The 15,757-nt window shown below is 47.5% G+C and carries 16 protein-coding genes and 1 riboswitch; of the genes, 5 read left to right on the top strand and 11 right to left on the bottom strand.

Going from position 1 to position 15,757, the window contains the following annotated elements; translation table 11 throughout:
- Positions 1 to 21 precede the first annotated feature (21 nt).
- From kynB to kynU, 4 genes are read right to left on the bottom strand one after another with little or no spacing between them, the layout of a single operon-like run.
- Positions 22 to 645, bottom strand: coding sequence for an arylformamidase (gene kynB / locus EXG77_RS15170; protein ID WP_035399239.1), 624 nt, complete (start codon positions 643 to 645; stop codon positions 22 to 24).
- 13 nt (positions 646 to 658) lie between these two features.
- The gene (kynA, locus tag EXG77_RS15165) at positions 659 to 1,498 is read right to left on the bottom strand and encodes a tryptophan 2,3-dioxygenase (protein ID WP_035399238.1); all 840 of its coding nucleotides are present in this window, start codon (positions 1,496 to 1,498) and stop codon (positions 659 to 661) included.
- A 23-nt stretch (positions 1,499 to 1,521) separates the two neighbouring features.
- Positions 1,522 to 2,901 (bottom strand): amino acid permease, encoded by a 1,380-nt coding sequence (locus tag EXG77_RS15160; protein ID WP_035399235.1) that lies wholly within the window; start codon positions 2,899 to 2,901, stop codon positions 1,522 to 1,524.
- Between the two features lie 10 nt (positions 2,902 to 2,911).
- On the bottom strand, positions 2,912 to 4,189 hold the full coding sequence (gene kynU, locus EXG77_RS15155) for a kynureninase (RefSeq protein WP_052017225.1): 1,278 nt from the start codon (positions 4,187 to 4,189) through the stop codon (positions 2,912 to 2,914).
- A gap of 108 nt (positions 4,190 to 4,297) precedes the next feature.
- Here kynU and EXG77_RS15150 point away from each other — a divergent pair, with 108 nt between their 5' ends.
- Genes EXG77_RS15150 through EXG77_RS15140 form a run of 3 tightly spaced genes read left to right on the top strand, consistent with a single transcriptional unit; the run spans position 4,298 to position 5,992 of the window.
- Positions 4,298 to 4,927, top strand: a complete 630-nt coding sequence (locus tag EXG77_RS15150) for a TetR/AcrR family transcriptional regulator (RefSeq protein ID WP_035399233.1) — start codon at positions 4,298 to 4,300, stop codon at positions 4,925 to 4,927.
- Positions 4,928 to 4,976: 49 nt separating this feature from the next.
- Positions 4,977 to 5,429, top strand: coding sequence for a DUF4385 domain-containing protein (locus tag EXG77_RS15145; RefSeq protein WP_035399231.1), 453 nt, complete (start codon positions 4,977 to 4,979; stop codon positions 5,427 to 5,429).
- A gap of 44 nt (positions 5,430 to 5,473) precedes the next feature.
- Positions 5,474 to 5,992, top strand: coding sequence for a DM13 domain-containing protein (locus EXG77_RS15140; RefSeq protein WP_238987962.1), 519 nt, complete (start codon positions 5,474 to 5,476; stop codon positions 5,990 to 5,992).
- A gap of 56 nt (positions 5,993 to 6,048) precedes the next feature.
- Here EXG77_RS15140 and EXG77_RS15135 read toward each other — a convergent pair whose 3' ends face one another.
- The 5 genes from EXG77_RS15135 to EXG77_RS15115 form a co-directional block, all read right to left on the bottom strand.
- Positions 6,049 to 7,245, bottom strand: coding sequence for a tetracycline resistance MFS efflux pump (locus EXG77_RS15135; RefSeq protein ID WP_023466726.1), 1,197 nt, complete (start codon positions 7,243 to 7,245; stop codon positions 6,049 to 6,051).
- Between the two features lie 222 nt (positions 7,246 to 7,467).
- Positions 7,468 to 8,025, bottom strand: coding sequence for a nitroreductase (locus EXG77_RS15130; protein ID WP_035399227.1), 558 nt, complete (start codon positions 8,023 to 8,025; stop codon positions 7,468 to 7,470).
- Between the two features lie 121 nt (positions 8,026 to 8,146).
- Positions 8,147 to 8,704: a hypothetical protein gene (locus EXG77_RS15125; protein WP_023466728.1), complete on the bottom strand. Its 558-nt coding sequence runs from the start codon at positions 8,702 to 8,704 to the stop codon at positions 8,147 to 8,149.
- 130 nt (positions 8,705 to 8,834) lie between these two features.
- Complete coding sequence (locus tag EXG77_RS15120) at positions 8,835 to 10,526, bottom strand: DHA2 family efflux MFS transporter permease subunit (RefSeq protein ID WP_035399224.1); 1,692 nt, start codon at positions 10,524 to 10,526, stop codon at positions 8,835 to 8,837.
- Positions 10,527 to 10,538: 12 nt separating this feature from the next.
- Complete coding sequence (locus tag EXG77_RS15115; RefSeq protein WP_035399222.1) at positions 10,539 to 11,195, bottom strand: HlyD family secretion protein; 657 nt, start codon at positions 11,193 to 11,195, stop codon at positions 10,539 to 10,541.
- Positions 11,196 to 11,387: 192 nt separating this feature from the next.
- Here EXG77_RS15115 and EXG77_RS15110 point away from each other — a divergent pair, with 192 nt between their 5' ends.
- On the top strand, positions 11,388 to 11,993 hold the full coding sequence (locus EXG77_RS15110; RefSeq protein WP_023466731.1) for a TetR/AcrR family transcriptional regulator: 606 nt from the start codon (positions 11,388 to 11,390) through the stop codon (positions 11,991 to 11,993).
- Between the two features lie 45 nt (positions 11,994 to 12,038).
- Here the strand turns inward: EXG77_RS15110 and EXG77_RS15105 are convergent, their stop codons facing one another.
- Both EXG77_RS15105 and EXG77_RS15100 read right to left on the bottom strand, forming a co-directional pair.
- Positions 12,039 to 13,130: a diguanylate cyclase gene (locus EXG77_RS15105; protein WP_235147612.1), complete on the bottom strand. Its 1,092-nt coding sequence runs from the start codon at positions 13,128 to 13,130 to the stop codon at positions 12,039 to 12,041.
- A gap of 137 nt (positions 13,131 to 13,267) precedes the next feature.
- A complete protein-coding gene (locus EXG77_RS15100; protein ID WP_023466733.1) occupies positions 13,268 to 13,723 on the bottom strand; it encodes a MarR family winged helix-turn-helix transcriptional regulator in 456 nt (151 codons plus the stop codon).
- A 165-nt stretch (positions 13,724 to 13,888) separates the two neighbouring features.
- Positions 13,889 to 14,077, top strand: a riboswitch (Lysine riboswitch).
- A 132-nt stretch (positions 14,078 to 14,209) separates the two neighbouring features.
- On the opposite strand from EXG77_RS15100, the gene EXG77_RS15095 reads away from it, so the two are divergent.
- Positions 14,210 to 15,691 carry an amino acid permease gene (locus EXG77_RS15095; RefSeq protein ID WP_029343164.1) on the top strand — a complete coding sequence of 494 codons (1,482 nt, stop codon included), beginning with the start codon at positions 14,210 to 14,212 and terminating at the stop codon, positions 15,689 to 15,691.
- Positions 15,692 to 15,757 lie beyond the last annotated feature (66 nt).

Genomic DNA, 15,757 nt, shown 5'->3' with positions numbered 1-15,757 from the left:
ATGCTCTGCTGTACGGATTTTTTAGTATGGACGAAGTAAGGCACGAACAGGACTACCGTCGCCGTCGACGAGCGGAAGTGGGACGGCGTTGAGGTGGTAATCACCAGGCGTGATCGCATCCAGGACGAGTCCTTCGAGGATATGGACTCCATGCTGCGCCAGTGCGTGATGGGCCGGCATTTCCTTGCTATCGATCGCATCGACGCTTGGTAAGTCGAGACCAATCAGCGAAATCCCGAGTTCCCCGAGACGTTCAGCAAGACTTGGCGTCAAGACGGGAATCGTTTCTGGGAACGTTGATTTGTCGATCCAACCATCCGTTTTGATGATCAAGCGCTGGACGTCATTTAGCTCAAAGCCATCTAAATCAGCGGCTGTTATTTCTGTACGACCTGGTAAGTAAATGACGCGCGCATGTCCGATGTAGAGATCCGGATCAAGGTCGATGATTTTTTGTCCGGCATCGTCAAAATGAAACGGCGCGTCGACATGAGTGCCAGTATGCAGACTCATCGTTACCTTTCCGACGTTGACGGAACCGGTGTCTGCCTTATTCCATGTCAATATCGCGTCAAACGGTGTATCTCCCGGCCACGTCGTGACGTGGCGATCAAGTGGTTGTGAAACATCAATCCATCGTGTCATCGCTTCATCCTCCTCATAATGTCGTGCGGACTGACCACAGTTCCGGGAAGAATCGGTGGTCGAGCACACGTCGTAGATAACTGACGCCAGAAGAACCGCCCGTTCCTGGCTTTTGTCCGATGATCCGTTCGACGGTACTCATATGGTTAAAGCGCCACATCTGCTGCTGGCTCCCGATATCGAGTAGTTTTTCACCGAGTTCATACAAATCCCAGTATTGTTCAACATCACGATAGACGGTCGCCCAAGCTGCTTCGACACTTGCATTCGGCGTCCAGTCTTGCGTGACATCACGTTCGAGGACAGACTCGTCGATTGGTAGACCATGTCGCGCCATCGCTCGGACCGTTTCGTCGTAGATGCTTGGTGTCTTCAGGTCTTCGAGCATCATCGGATAGAGTGTTTCGTCATGCGCATAAACTTTTAGCATCTGCTCGTTCTTGAAGCCGAGCGCAAATTCGATTTGTCGGTTTTGATAGGACTGGAACCCAGATGAGTGACCGAGTGAATCGCGGAATTCTAAATACTCGGCAGGAGTCAAGGTCGACAAAACATTCCACGACTGAATCAATTGGTGCTGAATCTTTGAGATGCGTGCGAGCATCTTAAAGGATGATTCGAGATCATCGTTTGCGACCGCTTGAGTCGCCGCACGCATCTCATGCAGGATCAGCTTCATCCAGAGTTCGCTCGTTTGATGAATGATGATGAACAGCATCTCGTCATGATGCCCAGATAAGCGATGTTGACTCGTAAGCAATGGATCTAGTTGCAAATAATTCCCGTAGGACATATCTTTCTTAAAATCCGTTTGAATCGATGCTTCAATAGACGTAGGATCTGTCTTTGTCATTCCCATTCATCCCCTTTATCGAGTTAATTCAGTTTTCGTTTTTCAGCGGTCTGTGGTTGTTCCGGATGCGCCCGTTTCCAGAAGAAATAGGCGATAGATAAGAACACTAACCACGGTACACCAAACTTCAAGACGATTTGGAAATCCGTGAACCACGTCGTCAGGACGAGTGCGAATAATAGCAACGCACCGAGAGCTGTCAGATACGGATAGCCCATCATCCGGACCGGTAACGTCCGTCCGCCTTCGCGTTCCCACGCTTTACGGAAGTAGAGGTGGGAGATGAAAATCATGAACCACGTGAAAATTGCCCCGAACATCGAAATCCCCATCATAAACGGATAAGAGACGCTCGACTGACTGCTGATGATCGCAGCAAGGAAAATCCCGATCGTTGATACGGCGAGTGCGAAGAGTGGCACGCCTCTATGGTTTAAACGACCAAACACTTTCGGCGCATATGTTGCCTTCGATAACGAATACATCATCCGTGTCGAAGCATACAGTTGACTGTTCATCGCAGACAGTGCTGCCGTCAGGATGATGAAGTTCATGATGCCGCCTGCATACGGAATCGATAGCATCTCCATTACTTTAACGAAGGGACTTTGATCGACACCGCCTGCTTGTTGCCACGGGACGATCATCAACATCAAAGCAATCGTGATGACATAAAACGTCGAAAGACGGAAGACCGTTGCTTTTAATGCTTTCGGTACGGCAACGTCCGGGTCCTTCGCTTCACCAGCGGTTACGGCAATCAATTCCGTTCCGAGGAAGCTGAACAGAGAGATGAAGATCGCAATCCAGAGACCCGAGAAACCGAATGGCATGAAACCACCATCATTCGTGAAGTTTTGTGGACCAATCTCAGGACTTGGACTACCGATGACCAAGTAGGCACCAAGCAGGATGAATAGCAAGATGGCACTGATCTTAATGACCGAGAACCAGTATTCGAAGGTCGCGAACGTGTTGACTGTCGTTGCGTTGATGTAAATCAACGCGGCAGCGAATACGAGAATCCAGACGAATCCGGGAACGTCCGGGAACCAGTATTTCATATAGATCGCAATCGCACTGACTTCAACACCAATCGCTAGGACGTTTGCAATCCAGTACGAATAGCGGACGAGGAAACCAGCGTAGGGACTAATATAACGCTCTGCAATCGTCCCGAACGAGCCGGATGTCGGATGGGCGACTGTCATTTCAGCCAGACAGCCCATTAAAAGTAGGACGATGAAGGCGCCGACCGCATAACTGATCAGAACGCTCGGACCAGCAAGCCCGATTGCAAGCCCACTTCCGAGGAAAAGACCGGTACCGATCGCACAGCCCATCGCAATCATCGTGAGTTGGCGTGTCTTGAGTTCACGCCGTAGTTCAGTAGGTTGTTCCATAGTGTACTCCTTAAGCAACGACTTCGCGTTCATTCGCGAAACGTTCGTATTCTTTATCTTTCATGATTCGTTTGAGTGTCGCGACGACGTCATAGACATCGGTAAACGTATTGTAGAGCGCGACGGGTGCTAGACGAACGATGTTCGGTGCCCGGAAATCGGGGATGATTCGATTTTCCTTGAGTGCTTTACAGATCCGTGCCGCTTCCGGGTGCTCGAGACTGAGATGCGCTCCACGTCGTTTATCGTCGACCGGATTTCCGATGACGAAACCGTACGGCGTGAGTTCCTGATCGACGAGTTCCATCATGTACTGTGTCAGCGCGAGTGACTTCGTCCGGACGGCTTCGATACCAATCTCATCGAACATCTCTAATGCACCGATTTGTGGAGCGAGACTTAAGACATGTGGTGTTCCGATCTGGAAGGCCCCGGCATGCGCCGCCGGTGTCATCGTATGATCCATATCGAACTGCTTATCCTTCCGCGAACCGAACCAGCCCGTCAGACCAGGCAACGTTCCAAAATGACGTTCGTGGACGAATAATCCACCGACGGTTCCAGGACCACCGTTCAAGTGTTTGTAATTACACCAGTAGGCAAAGTCGACACCCCAGTCATGGAATGCGTGGGGAACGGCTCCGACGGAATGACAACCATCAAAACCAATCAGGATGCCACGGTCGTGTGCCGCCTTCGTCAAACGCTCCATATCGAGAATTTGTCCACTTCGATAAAGCACCGCCGGCAAGACGATCAACGCGATATCATCCGTCATCGCGGCGATGATATCATCTTCTTCTAAAAAGCGACCATCCCGACTCGGTACTTGGATGAGGTGTGTCTCCGGATCCAGGCCACGTAAGCGAAGTTGGCTTTGGAGGGCATAGATATCCGACGGGAACGTCAGCGCATCCGCTAAAATCTTATCTCGTCCTTCTGTTGGTTGGAAGAATGTCGCGACGAGTTGATGGAGATTGACGGTAGTCGAACCAGTGACCATGACTTCTTCCGCTTGTGCGCCGACGAGCGGAGCGTTGAGAGCAGCGAGACGTTCCGATAATTCGAACCAAGGATGACGTCCCTTCATCCAGCCGTCGATTCCGAGTTCTTTCCAGTCTGATAGCGACTCGAGCAACGTCTTCTCGGCACGCTTCGATAATAAACCGAGCGAGTTTCCGTCCATATAGATACTACCCGGTTGCAGATAAAACTCATCACGATAGGCGGCGAGTGTATCTTGCTCATCCCGAGCAACAGCATCGCTCCGTTTTGCTTGCAGTGTCATACGTCATCCTCCTCAAATGAATGCTCAATCAATTTTGACAAAAGCGTAGCAAACAAATTGACATTGTGTCAATATTATCGAATAGAGAAAACAAAAGGAGTGAAGGACATGTCATCTTCTCAACCAGAAAAAATCGATAAACGTCATCTGCGTACGGTGCGAACACGCGAAAAACTGTTGAGTGCGGCACGTGACGTCTTCTTAGAGCAAGGGTTTCAAACGGCAACGATTTCACAAATCATTAAACAAGCTGGCGTCGGTTACGGAACCGCTTATGTCCATTTTGAAGGGAAAGATGAGTTGCTCGTCGTCCTGATGGAAGATGTCATGAGCCGTTTCCACACGATTGCGGAACGAACATTCGAACCGACGACGCCGCTAGAGGCAAAGGAACGTATCGTGACGCAAGCGACGGATTTCTTACGTCTCGCAGAAGAGGAACGAGCGATACTACGCATCGTCGAACAAGCAATCGGTGTTTCTTACATCGTCCGTGCGAAATGGAAAGCGATTCGGGAACGCTTCATTGATCGGATCAGTCAGGATATCCAGTATGCGCAGGAGACAGGACTTGCGCGGCAGGATGTCGACTCGAAACTCGTCGCCCGTGGTTGGTTCTTTGCGAATGAGATGTACTTATTCGAAGTCGTCCGTGAAGAGGCGACAGCGACGATCGAAGAGATTGCGCATGTCCTAGCGACGATTTATACGCAAGGACTCTACCGGATCGAGGATTGATGAACGGACGGGAAGGGAACGTTTCGAAGTAGAAGGGAGCGTGACCGGGATGGCGTTTGATTACGATCTCGATTTCAAGACGACGGATTTTCGTAAGGAGCCGGAAAAGTACCGGGTTGGACGTGGGGAGCAAGGGGTCTTACTCGTCGAACCTTATAAAAGTGAGATTTTGCCGCATTGGCGTTTTAAGACGCCGGACATCGCGAAGGAATCGTCTGAGAAAATTTATGAGATGTATTTAGCTTATAAAGAAGACGGAGACTTCGTCGGCATGGATATGGCGCGGAAGTTCATTCAGATGGGACATACGCGCGCACGACGTTACGCGAACTATAAGGGTGGGCGTAAATATAAAGATAAAGAGACCAAAGAATTACACACGCGCGAGATCGACGAAGAAAAAGCAAAATCTGCGGCCATCTTCCAAGAAAAATGGGATTTGATCCGGGCGGATGAAGAGTATTTGGCATTAAAACGGGAACATCAAAAACAATACGGTTAAACGAAAGTCATGCTTTCTCTCAATGGAGGAATGGAGTGGAGACGGTGCGAACAGGATCGAAAATTATCGTCGGAATCGTCATTGTTTGCGTACTGGCTTTAGTTTGGTGGCTCGCATCACCTCTTTTTTTGAATGAATCAGTCGATGAAGGACTGCCATCAGGTTCTTCGACAGTAGAACAAAAAGAGAAGGAAAACACACCCGAAGCGTCATCACCTTCTCCTGAAGAAACAAAAGCTGAATTATCAGGTACATTCATGAACGGTGAAAAAAATTACAAAACATCAGGGAACATCAAGACGCTAACTGTAGACGGTGCATTGTATCTACGTTTTGAAGATTTTCAAACGACGAACGGTCCGGATCTATTTGTGTATTTGGTCGAACCCGGTGAAGATACAGCAGATGGAATTCGTCTCGGTGCCTTAAAAGGGAATCAAGGAAATCAGAACTATATGATTCCAAAAGACATCGATTTGACGAAACATAGCCGTGTCGTCATTTGGTGTCGTGCCTTTGATGCTGACTTTGGAACAGGTGACTTAAAAGCAATGAATGAATGAATGAAAAAGCAATGCGCTTCCGAATAAAAAATCGGAAACGCATTGCTTTTTTGACGTTAAGAAGTTTGTTCGACTTTTTTAATTAAACGCGATTGACGTTTCTGCCAGATGAACGATCCGATGAACGTCACGACGAGGAAAATCAGACCGAGTGCAAACGGATAGAGAATATTGACGTCATATAGGACACCCGCAAGCGTCGGTCCGAGCACGTTCCCGATGCTCATGTAGGCGTTGTTCATTCCCATAGCAAAGCCTTGCTCATTACCAGCGAGCTTTGAAATCATCGTATTCAAGACGGGACGTAAAATTGACGTCGCGAGGAAGATGACGAGGGTGATCGCAAAGAATCCACCGTAACTTGATGTCAATAATGACAACAGGAAGCCGAGCGCCGCGATGAACAGGAATAGGTTCAAGACCTTTCCTTCTCCGAGACTACGTGACAACTTATCGACGATGAAGATTTGAGCAATGACGCTGATGATACCGGTCGACGTCACCATGATCGCGATGTCTTTCGGTGAAGCACCGAATTGGTCATCGACGAATAGACCGAGTACTGATTCGTATGCCATGAGACCGAAACTCATGACCAGTGTAATGACGAGCGGTACGAAGTACGGTTTCTTAAACGACGTACCGAGTTTTCGAAGCATCGACCCTTCGTCTGGTGCCATCGCTGTCGCATCGTGTTTTTCGCTTTCTTGAAGTAACAGGACGCTGAACAAGACGGCTGCCCCTGAGACGATCGCTGAGACGAGTAGTGGCAATTTTAAGTCGTATTCGGCAAGGAATCCACCAATTCCAGGACCGATGACGATTCCGAGTGACATCGCAGCTGAGACGTAACTGTTTCCTTTTGCGCGCTGATCCATCGTCGTGATGTCCGCGACGTAAGCAAAAATTGCTGGAATCAGAAGTGCAGCACCGGCACCACCGATTGCGCGCGAGATGTAGAGGACCGTGACGGAATTGGAGAAGTAGAAGACGAACATCGAGAGCGTCAAGCCGATCAATCCATAGATGATCATTTTGCGACGACCGTATTGGTCCGCCCATTTTCCGGCAATCGGTGACATGACGAGTTGTGCTCCGGCAAAGATGGCGATCATTAATCCAGCCGCCGTTCCACCCTGTCCAATCGATGCTAAGTAAGCGGGTAGAATCGGAATGATGATCCCGAAGCTCCCGACCGCAATGAACATGTTGATCATGAGGACCGTTAATTTTTTTCGTTGATCCGCGTGCAAGGGGACCCCTTCTTTCGACCCGCTTTCTGTAAGCGGTTATTTGTTTCACCTTCATAATCTTAGATTCAAGCTAAATCACCTGTCAATCATGAAGGGTTTCTCTAACAGAAAAACGTTCCGATTGCGTCTCCGTTTGGGGAGAGAGACGTCATCGGAACGTTTTTATTTTTGAATTGGGGCTTGATTGGCGCGAGCAGGGGTAGCTCGCAGAATGCGCACCTCTTAAAAGTGCGTCAACTTGTCCTTTGCGGACGTTCTAGGTTTGACAGGTGGAACGATGGCAGGCCAGCCGATTTGAATGACGCCGAGAACGCGTTCGTTTTCAGAAGCCTCAACGAGTGAGGCATACTCTGGTGTGAACCAGTGTTTTCCGCTCTTCCAGCAACACCCAAGACCTCGTTCTGTTGCTACCAACTGCAGATTTTGAATCATCGCAGCCGTTGCGAGAGTATCCTCTAGCTGTTGATCCGGTGTCCCTTGTACCTGACAAAGTACCGTTAAATAAACTGGGACTTCCCGTAATTTTTGTTCAGCCTGTTGACGTTGTTCAGACGTTTTCGTCTCGAATTGACCACGCGCCGTCAGTAACTCCATTAAGGCATCGACATACCGTGTTTGTCCGTCTTCAATTGCAAGAACAAAGCGCCAAGGCTCTCGTAATTTATGATTCGGGGCATAAATCGCCGTGTCGAGTAATACTTCTACCAATTCGACCGGAACCGGTTGTTCCGTATAGGACCGGATCGACCGGCGTGTTTCAATCACTTGTTGGGCATGCATCCGTTTCATCTCCTCACTGAGTACTTTTTCACTATAAATGATAACGATTATCATTGTCAACGTTATTTATCAGAAAACAAAAAGACGATTCCCGAGAGGAAATCATCTTTCGTTTTCGTATTTAAGAGGCTTTTCGTTCCTCGTCTTGATCTTGAGCAACGGTCGTTAGCTTCTTTTTCATGAGGCGAATCCGATATAGGGCAAATAGATAATGAGCGAAATAAATCGTAAAACCAAGGAAAATCGTTAACGCTACATGAATTTGAACGCCAGGAACAGCATGAAGCTGAATGAAGAGTAAGACAGCCATTGCCATCGTATAAAGCACCATTTCCACCGATTGTGGCATGACGCGTTGACGTTTTAAGAAAAAGGAACGCATGAGTGGCAGGACGACGAGACTGACGAGACGATCAACCAGTCCGATGACGAGCACGCTGATCACCATCGCTAAACCATTTTCAAAAGCGATTAACCGTGGGAAGACAAGATAAGTGACGAGTAATAGTGGTCCAACTAATAAAAAGATTGAAATCGAGGCACGTGCGAATACGAAGAGCCCGTTGACACTTGTTAAAAAGGCACGAACGATCTTTTGTGACCAAGGGGATGGTCGACCAACTTGCCAAGCAAAACAACAAGCAAAGATGAACGCATAAAATTGCAGAAAGGCAACCATAAAGCATCTCCTTTAGATATGAAACTCATTGTCCCTAGTGTATCGATTTTAAGGCTGAAGTGCAAAGAAGAACTTTTCGTAAAGTATAAGAAAAGACCAGCTGATAGGACATCAACTGGTCTGTCGTCAATCAATCCAGATTCGGTTCTTTTTTTCCGTGCAAGAAGAAGGACAGAATCAGTGCAAGCGCAGATAAGACGGTCGCAATCCAGAACGCATCGGTGATCCCTTGGATCGTCGCTTGTTTCGTCAGCATCGTAAACCAACTCGTCGAAGCAGCTTGTGAGCTACCAAGCTGTTGACCAAGATCGTTTAAATGTTGCGAAAGCGTCGGGTCGAGCGTCGTGAACTGATTCGCATCGTCTGCCAAGTGAGCCGTCGTTTGACGGGTCATGACAGTGACGAGAATTGCCGTTCCGATGGAGCCGGCGACTTGACGAAGTGTGTTTTGGGTCGCGTTTCCGTGCGGGATCATCTTCATCGGTAAAGCGTTCATACCGGCAGTCATGATCGGCATCATGATGAATGCCATACCGAATGATCGAAGCATATAGATACCCATGATGGAATAATACGACGTATCCATGTTCAATTGCGTCAATTCCCATGTCCCGTACGTCATCAACGTCAAACCGAAGATGGCGAGTGGGCGGATCCCGAAGCGGTCAAATAAACGACCGGCAATCGGACCAGTGATCCCCATGATCAATGAACCTGGTAAAAGGAGAAGACCGGAGTCAACCGGTGAAAATCCGCGGATACTTTGAAGGTAAATCGGTAGAAGTAACATCCCGCCGAACAAGGCCATCGTGACGATGACGTTGATGAAGAGCGTGAAAGAAAATTCCGGAACCTTCAACACACGAATGTTCAGCATTGGATCTTCCATCGAAAGTTCACGCATTGCAAAAGCCGCAATCCCGATTAAACCGATGACGATCGTGCTGATGACGATCGGGCTATCCCAGCCATCATTCCCAGCTTCACTGAAACCATAAAGGAGACTCCCGAATCCGATCGTACTGAATAAGACACCAAGTGCATCAAAAGATGGTTTTGAGAGTGGCTGCGTCAGACGGAACCAGGCTGCACCGAGTAACAACGTCACTAATCCAAAGAACGACATCGCATAAAACATGACGTGCCAGTCATAGTTTTGGATGACATATCCCGTGATTGTTGGTCCGACAGCTGGAGCGAGAATCATCGCGATCCCGAGCATCCCCATGGCGGCTCCACGCTTATGAGGTGGGAACAACGTCATGAAGACGTTTGATCCAAGCGGCATCAAGATCCCAGCACCTGCTGCCTGAACGACACGCCCAATCATCATGACCGGGAAGTTCATCGCCATCGAACAAATGATTGATCCGAAGAAAAAGAGTGTCATCGAAGCGAGGAACAATTGGCGGAACGTATAACTGCGCATCAAAAAGGCACTGATCGGAATTAAGATTCCGTTGACGAGCATGAAGCCCGTCGTCAACCACTGAGCAGTAGATGTTGAAACGTTGAAGTCATTGATCAGAACCGGCAACGCGACATTAATCAACGTTTGGTTCAAAATAGCAATAAACATACCAATCAGTAAAACCGTCAATACTTTCGGAATACTAACGTTTTCAGTTGAAACTTGTTTTTGAGGTGTTGCGATCGGAGGTGTCACGGACATCGTCGGTTCCGCCTCGAGGGATTCCTCAAGCGTTGGTCCGTCCGTCGCCAGTGCCATGTCGGATGGGCGACTTCGACGGGCAACCCAGTTGACACCGATGATGATCAGAATCGTGAACGCACTGTATCCGAACAAGAAGGTAGTAGACATGAACGTCCCTCCTTAATCCTTATGAATGCGGACGGTCACATTCATACCAGGTCGAATGTCGAGTGATTTTTCTTGCGAGAGTGATACTTTAACTGGAATGACTTGTGCGACTTTCGTGTAGTTCGCGTTTCCGTTTGAAGAAGGCATCATGGAGAACGTCGAAGCCGTCGTCATACCGATTTGCTCGACTTCACCAGAAAGTGTCGTGTCCGGATAGCTGTCGACATAGACATCCACTGTTTGTCCGACTTTGATTTCATCGATTTCTGTTTCTTCGATGTTCGCTGTGACCCAAAGGTCGTTTAAGTCAAAACCATAGGCGAGAGGTGTACCTGCTGCGACGAAGCCGTTCTTTGTCGCCATCGACTGAACGATCGTTGCTTTTGAGGGCATTGAAACCGAGAGGTCCGTCGGTTTTTGGCCGGCTTGTGCCGTCATGACGTGTCCGACTGTTGCCCCACTGGCGAGTGATTCGCCTGTTTTCGCAGACCAGTCTGTTAATTTACCAGCGCTTGGGCTCGCAACCGTTATCATCTTACCGTCGATTTTCGCATTGTCTGTTTTGACATAGCTCGTTGCTTGATCGTAATAGTAGTATCCGACAACACCACCACCGATTAAAACGATGAGTGTCACGATATTGATGATCAATAATTTTTTCATACTCATGGGTGTGTTAGCATCCTTTCTTGTGTACAATCGATTCAAAAAAAGTACTCCTCTGGGGGGAGGAGTAATTAATATAGTTAATTATATGGATCGTTAGCTAACAAACAACCGACAATTTCCGACAAAATGTTGGAAAAATAGATGATAACGGATTCATTAATGAAAAGATGATGAAAAAGGAGTGAAATATGGATGAATGAGAGCCGTGATCCCCGACCAAAACGGTCACGTGACCGTATTACAATGGAATTATTTCGTTTACTGAAGACGCACAGCTTTTCAAGTATTACTGTCAAAATGCTGACGGATGGAGCCGGTGTGAATCGTTCAACCTTCTACGCACACTATACGGATAAGTATGATTTGCTCGACCAAATCGTTGAGGAGCAAATGAAGGCACTTGAACAAGCGATTCGGATCACGGGTACAGGAACTGTCTTTCCGACAGTCGAGCAGGTGAGTCGCTATTTTGCTCGTTTGTTCATTCATATCGAAGAAAATGAATTATTCTATCAGACGATGCTCGTTCAAGGACCGATCAAAACGTTCATCTCTCGTTTTCTCGATACATTGAAAGAGAATTATCGAATTGTGTTTCGACCGCAAATCACAGAAGAAGCTACGTTCGTCGATCGGGACTTATTATTAAACTATGTCATTGGTGGACAGTTGGGATTGTTGATTTCGTGGTTACGAAACGGTCGACCGTATTCATCAGAATACATGGCAGAACAATTAAGTCGGATGATTGTCTTTGGAACGGTTGAAAGCATCGGTTTTCCTAAAGAGACGGAATGAAGACGTAAAAGAAAAGACACTCCCCTACGGAAGTGTCCAATCAGTTTAAGCCTGTCGGAATGCAAGTTCTTTCGTATAGATCGTACTACGATTCCGTCCGCTTTCTTTTGAGTAATACAACGCTTTATCTGCCTGTTGTAATGCTTCAAGTGACGTATGCGAACCACTGGAATGGGAAATCCCAAGTGAGATCGTGATTTGCAGATCAGGTACATCTGCTGTCGGGAACAGGTTACGTGCGACCGTCAGCCGAGCTAGTTCTGCTATTTTTTGCGCTTCTTTCGCTGAAGTACTTGGTAAGATGATTAAAAATTCTTCACCACCGTACCGTCCGACGAGGTCGTCTGGACGCGTTAAGGAAGCGAGAGTCATGCCGAGTTGGCGTAACACATCATCGCCCGCATCATGACCATATGTATCATTGACATGCTTGAAGAAATCGATATCGATGAGTACAAGCGAATAGCCTTGGTCGGTCGAACCGACAAGCGAAAGCGAGTCATCCAGACGACGACGATTGGCGAGCCCTGTCAAAGCATCCGTCATGGCGAGTTTCTGCTGATACTGGATGTTTTCGAAGTGACGGCGTAATTCCGTCAGTAATCGATAAGCGACAAAGCCAGCTAATAAATTAAAGAAGACGTACGCAATCGAGATTTTAAAGAATGTCGACCAGCTGTTCGTCAGGATGTAGATGGCGGGTAACGAATAGAGAATACCGACCAACACCATAAGCTGAAAATGACGCATCGAGACATGGATGAATCGACGAATGATCCCAATCGTCGTGATGAACAAGACGATGATCAACGTCGATAAATAAAATCCTTCCATTTGATCAACTGGTGTTAAAAAGTAACGTGTCCCGATGATCATTGCACCAGCAACGATGGCGCTTGGGAAACCACCGATCAGCATGGCGATTGCGACAGGAACGATACGTAAATCAACACGGGCGACGTCGATTTGAATCCCGTTAAACATCAATAAAACCGCAATCAGACCAGAGACTGCTCCGAGTATAAGTCGAATGCTCCATTTGGAGTTCAATGAAATACGCGGTTGATTCCGAAACGGTAAGAACAAGAGAGTAATCGTTGTGAACAGTAGACAAAAGTTAATGATGAATTGATTCATGATGGCCAACAAATCCTCCCAACTCCCCCAGCTAACAGATTTCCATATATATACTTCCAGTATACTCAAGTAGATAACGGTTAGACATAGAGAAATCTTTAGACAAAATAGAAAAAACGGTAGAAAATCTACCGTTTTTAAGAAGATGAAGTAAGAGTATCCTCATCCATCGTCTGTAAAATTTTATCAAAGACACGAATCATCGTTTCGAGCTCTTCTTCCGTCAATGTACCGAAGCGATCTTGTAAATAGTTTTTCCGAACGATTTCGAGATCTCGAAATGCACGTTCCCCGTCCTCCGTCAAAGCGAGGACGATCGAACGACGATCTTCCGTCGAACGTGTCCGTGTGACGTATCCTTGTTTATACAGCTTATCCGTTAAAGCAGTGACTTGACTCGTCGCGAGCTCAAATTGTTCCGCGAGAAGCGTCGGGCGCTGAGGACCATTTTCTGAAAGGCTTCGTAAGATGAAAAATTCACTCCGGGTCGCCGTTCCTTCAAATAGCCGGTTAAGTTCACGTCGCAGGGTACGAAGAATGACACGCATTTGTTCCTCGAGTCGATAAGTTAGCAAATCACGTTCCTGTGGCATGCAAGCAGCATCCTTTCTCTCAGTGGACTTCTACCATTTAGTGTACTAAACATATCGGATTTTTACCATCGACTACCCCAGATTCGAAAAAGGCAATTGACAATTTCGTGGCGTTTTGTGTAATATGGCGTAGTAATAACTAACTTAATTCAGTTCTCACTCAACCAGTGGGATGGAGGTTGCAGTTCTTAAGAGTACGGTTACGGATGTCGTCAAGCGACAGATGAAGTGACCTGAAAGGAAGAATTGCCGAAATCAATCATCGCTTTGAAGATGATCGATTGGGATTAGATCGAATAGGTCTAATACTGTCACAAGTCGGGTATCACTTACTTGTGGAGAGCTATCTTTCACGACGGTAGAATGAGGCGCATCCATTTTATTATGTTGCGTTCTCATCTTCCATCTGGAAGATGAGGACGCTTTTTGTTTTTTTCATTCAAAAAGTGTCCTCTCAAAAAATCTAAACAGAGAGAAGCGAACGAAATGAACAATCTAGATGTAAAACAAACAACAGATTCGACAGCAGAAGGATTAAAACGTGGATTACAAGCCCGTCATATGTCGATGATCGCCATCGGTGGGGCAATCGGAACAGGACTCTTCATTGCGTCCGGTGCTTCCGTCGCAGCAGCAGGACCAGGTGGGGCGCTCCTATCGTATGCAATCGTTGGTCTGATGGTCTACTTCCTCATGACAAGTCTTGGTGAAATGGCGGCGTACATGCCTGTCGCTGGATCCTTCTCGACATATGGAACGAAATTCGTCGATCCATCATTCGGCTTTGCACTTGGCTGGAACTACTGGTACAACTGGGCAGTCACGATCGCAGTCGAACTCGTCGCAGCACAAATTGTTATGACGTATTGGTTCCCGGACGTTCCTGGATTTTATTTCAGTGCTTTGTTCCTCTTACTCATGATTGGCTTGAACTACTTCTCCGTTAAAGGATTCGGAGAAGCGGAGTATTGGTTCGCCATGATTAAAGTCGTTACCGTTATCGTCTTCTTAGTCGTCGGTGTTGCGATGATTTTCGGTGTCTTTACATCGGAGCCACCGGTTGGCTTTAAAAACTTTGCTCTTGGCGATGCGCCGTTCGTCGGTGGGATTCCTGCCGTCATCGGTATCATTCTCGTTGCCGGATTCAGTTTCCAAGGTACAGAACTGGTCGGGATTGCCGCGGGTGAATCGGAAGATCCGAAAAAGAATGTTCCAAAAGCAGTCAAACAAGTCTTCTGGCGCATCTTGCTTTTCTACGTCTTCGCGATTTTCGTCATCGGAATGCTCATTCCGTATACAAGTCCGAACTTGGTTTCGAATGACATTACGGACGTAGCCGTCAGTCCGTTTACGCTCGTCTTTGAAAAAGCAGGTCTTGCGTTCTCAGCAGCACTCATGAACGCCGTCATCTTGACGTCTGTTTTATCTGCCGGAAACTCAGGTATGTATGCTTCGACACGGATGCTGTACACACTGGCGCGTCAAGGGGATGCACCGAAGTTGTTCGCAAAAGTCTCGAAAAACGGTGTACCTCGTAACGCCTTGCTTGCAACAGGTGCAGTCGGTGCGCTCTGTTTCTTGACGTCGATGTTTGGTGGACAAGTCTACCTGTGGTTACTCAATGCTTCCGGGATGACAGGATTCATCGCATGGCTCGGGATTGCGATCAGTCACTATCGCTTCCGTAAAGGATTCGTTGCACAAGGTCACTCGTTGAAAGACTTACCATATGTTGCACCAGCGTTCCCGTTCGGTCCGCTGTTCGCATTCGGTCTTTGTTTCCTCGTCATCGTCGGTCAAAACTATGCCGCATTCCTCGCTGATCAAATTGATTGGGTCGGAATTGCCGCAACGTATGTTGGTATTCCATTATTCCTTGCCTTCTGGTTAGGACATAAATTCAAAAACCGGACGTCAATCGTTCGTTATGACGAGATGGACTTCCCAGAACATCCACGTCAATCTTAATCATTGAGCCACCTTCAAATGAAGGTGGCTTTTTAGATGTCGCTTCAAGTAAGATGAAAGAAAAAC

It is taken from the genome of Exiguobacterium sp. OS-77, assembly GCF_000414195.2.
Taxonomy (GTDB): domain Bacteria; phylum Bacillota; class Bacilli; order Exiguobacteriales; family Exiguobacteriaceae; genus Exiguobacterium_A; species Exiguobacterium_A indicum.
Note: the sequence above shows the minus strand (reverse complement) of the source record. Positions and strands in the feature narration are given on the sequence as shown.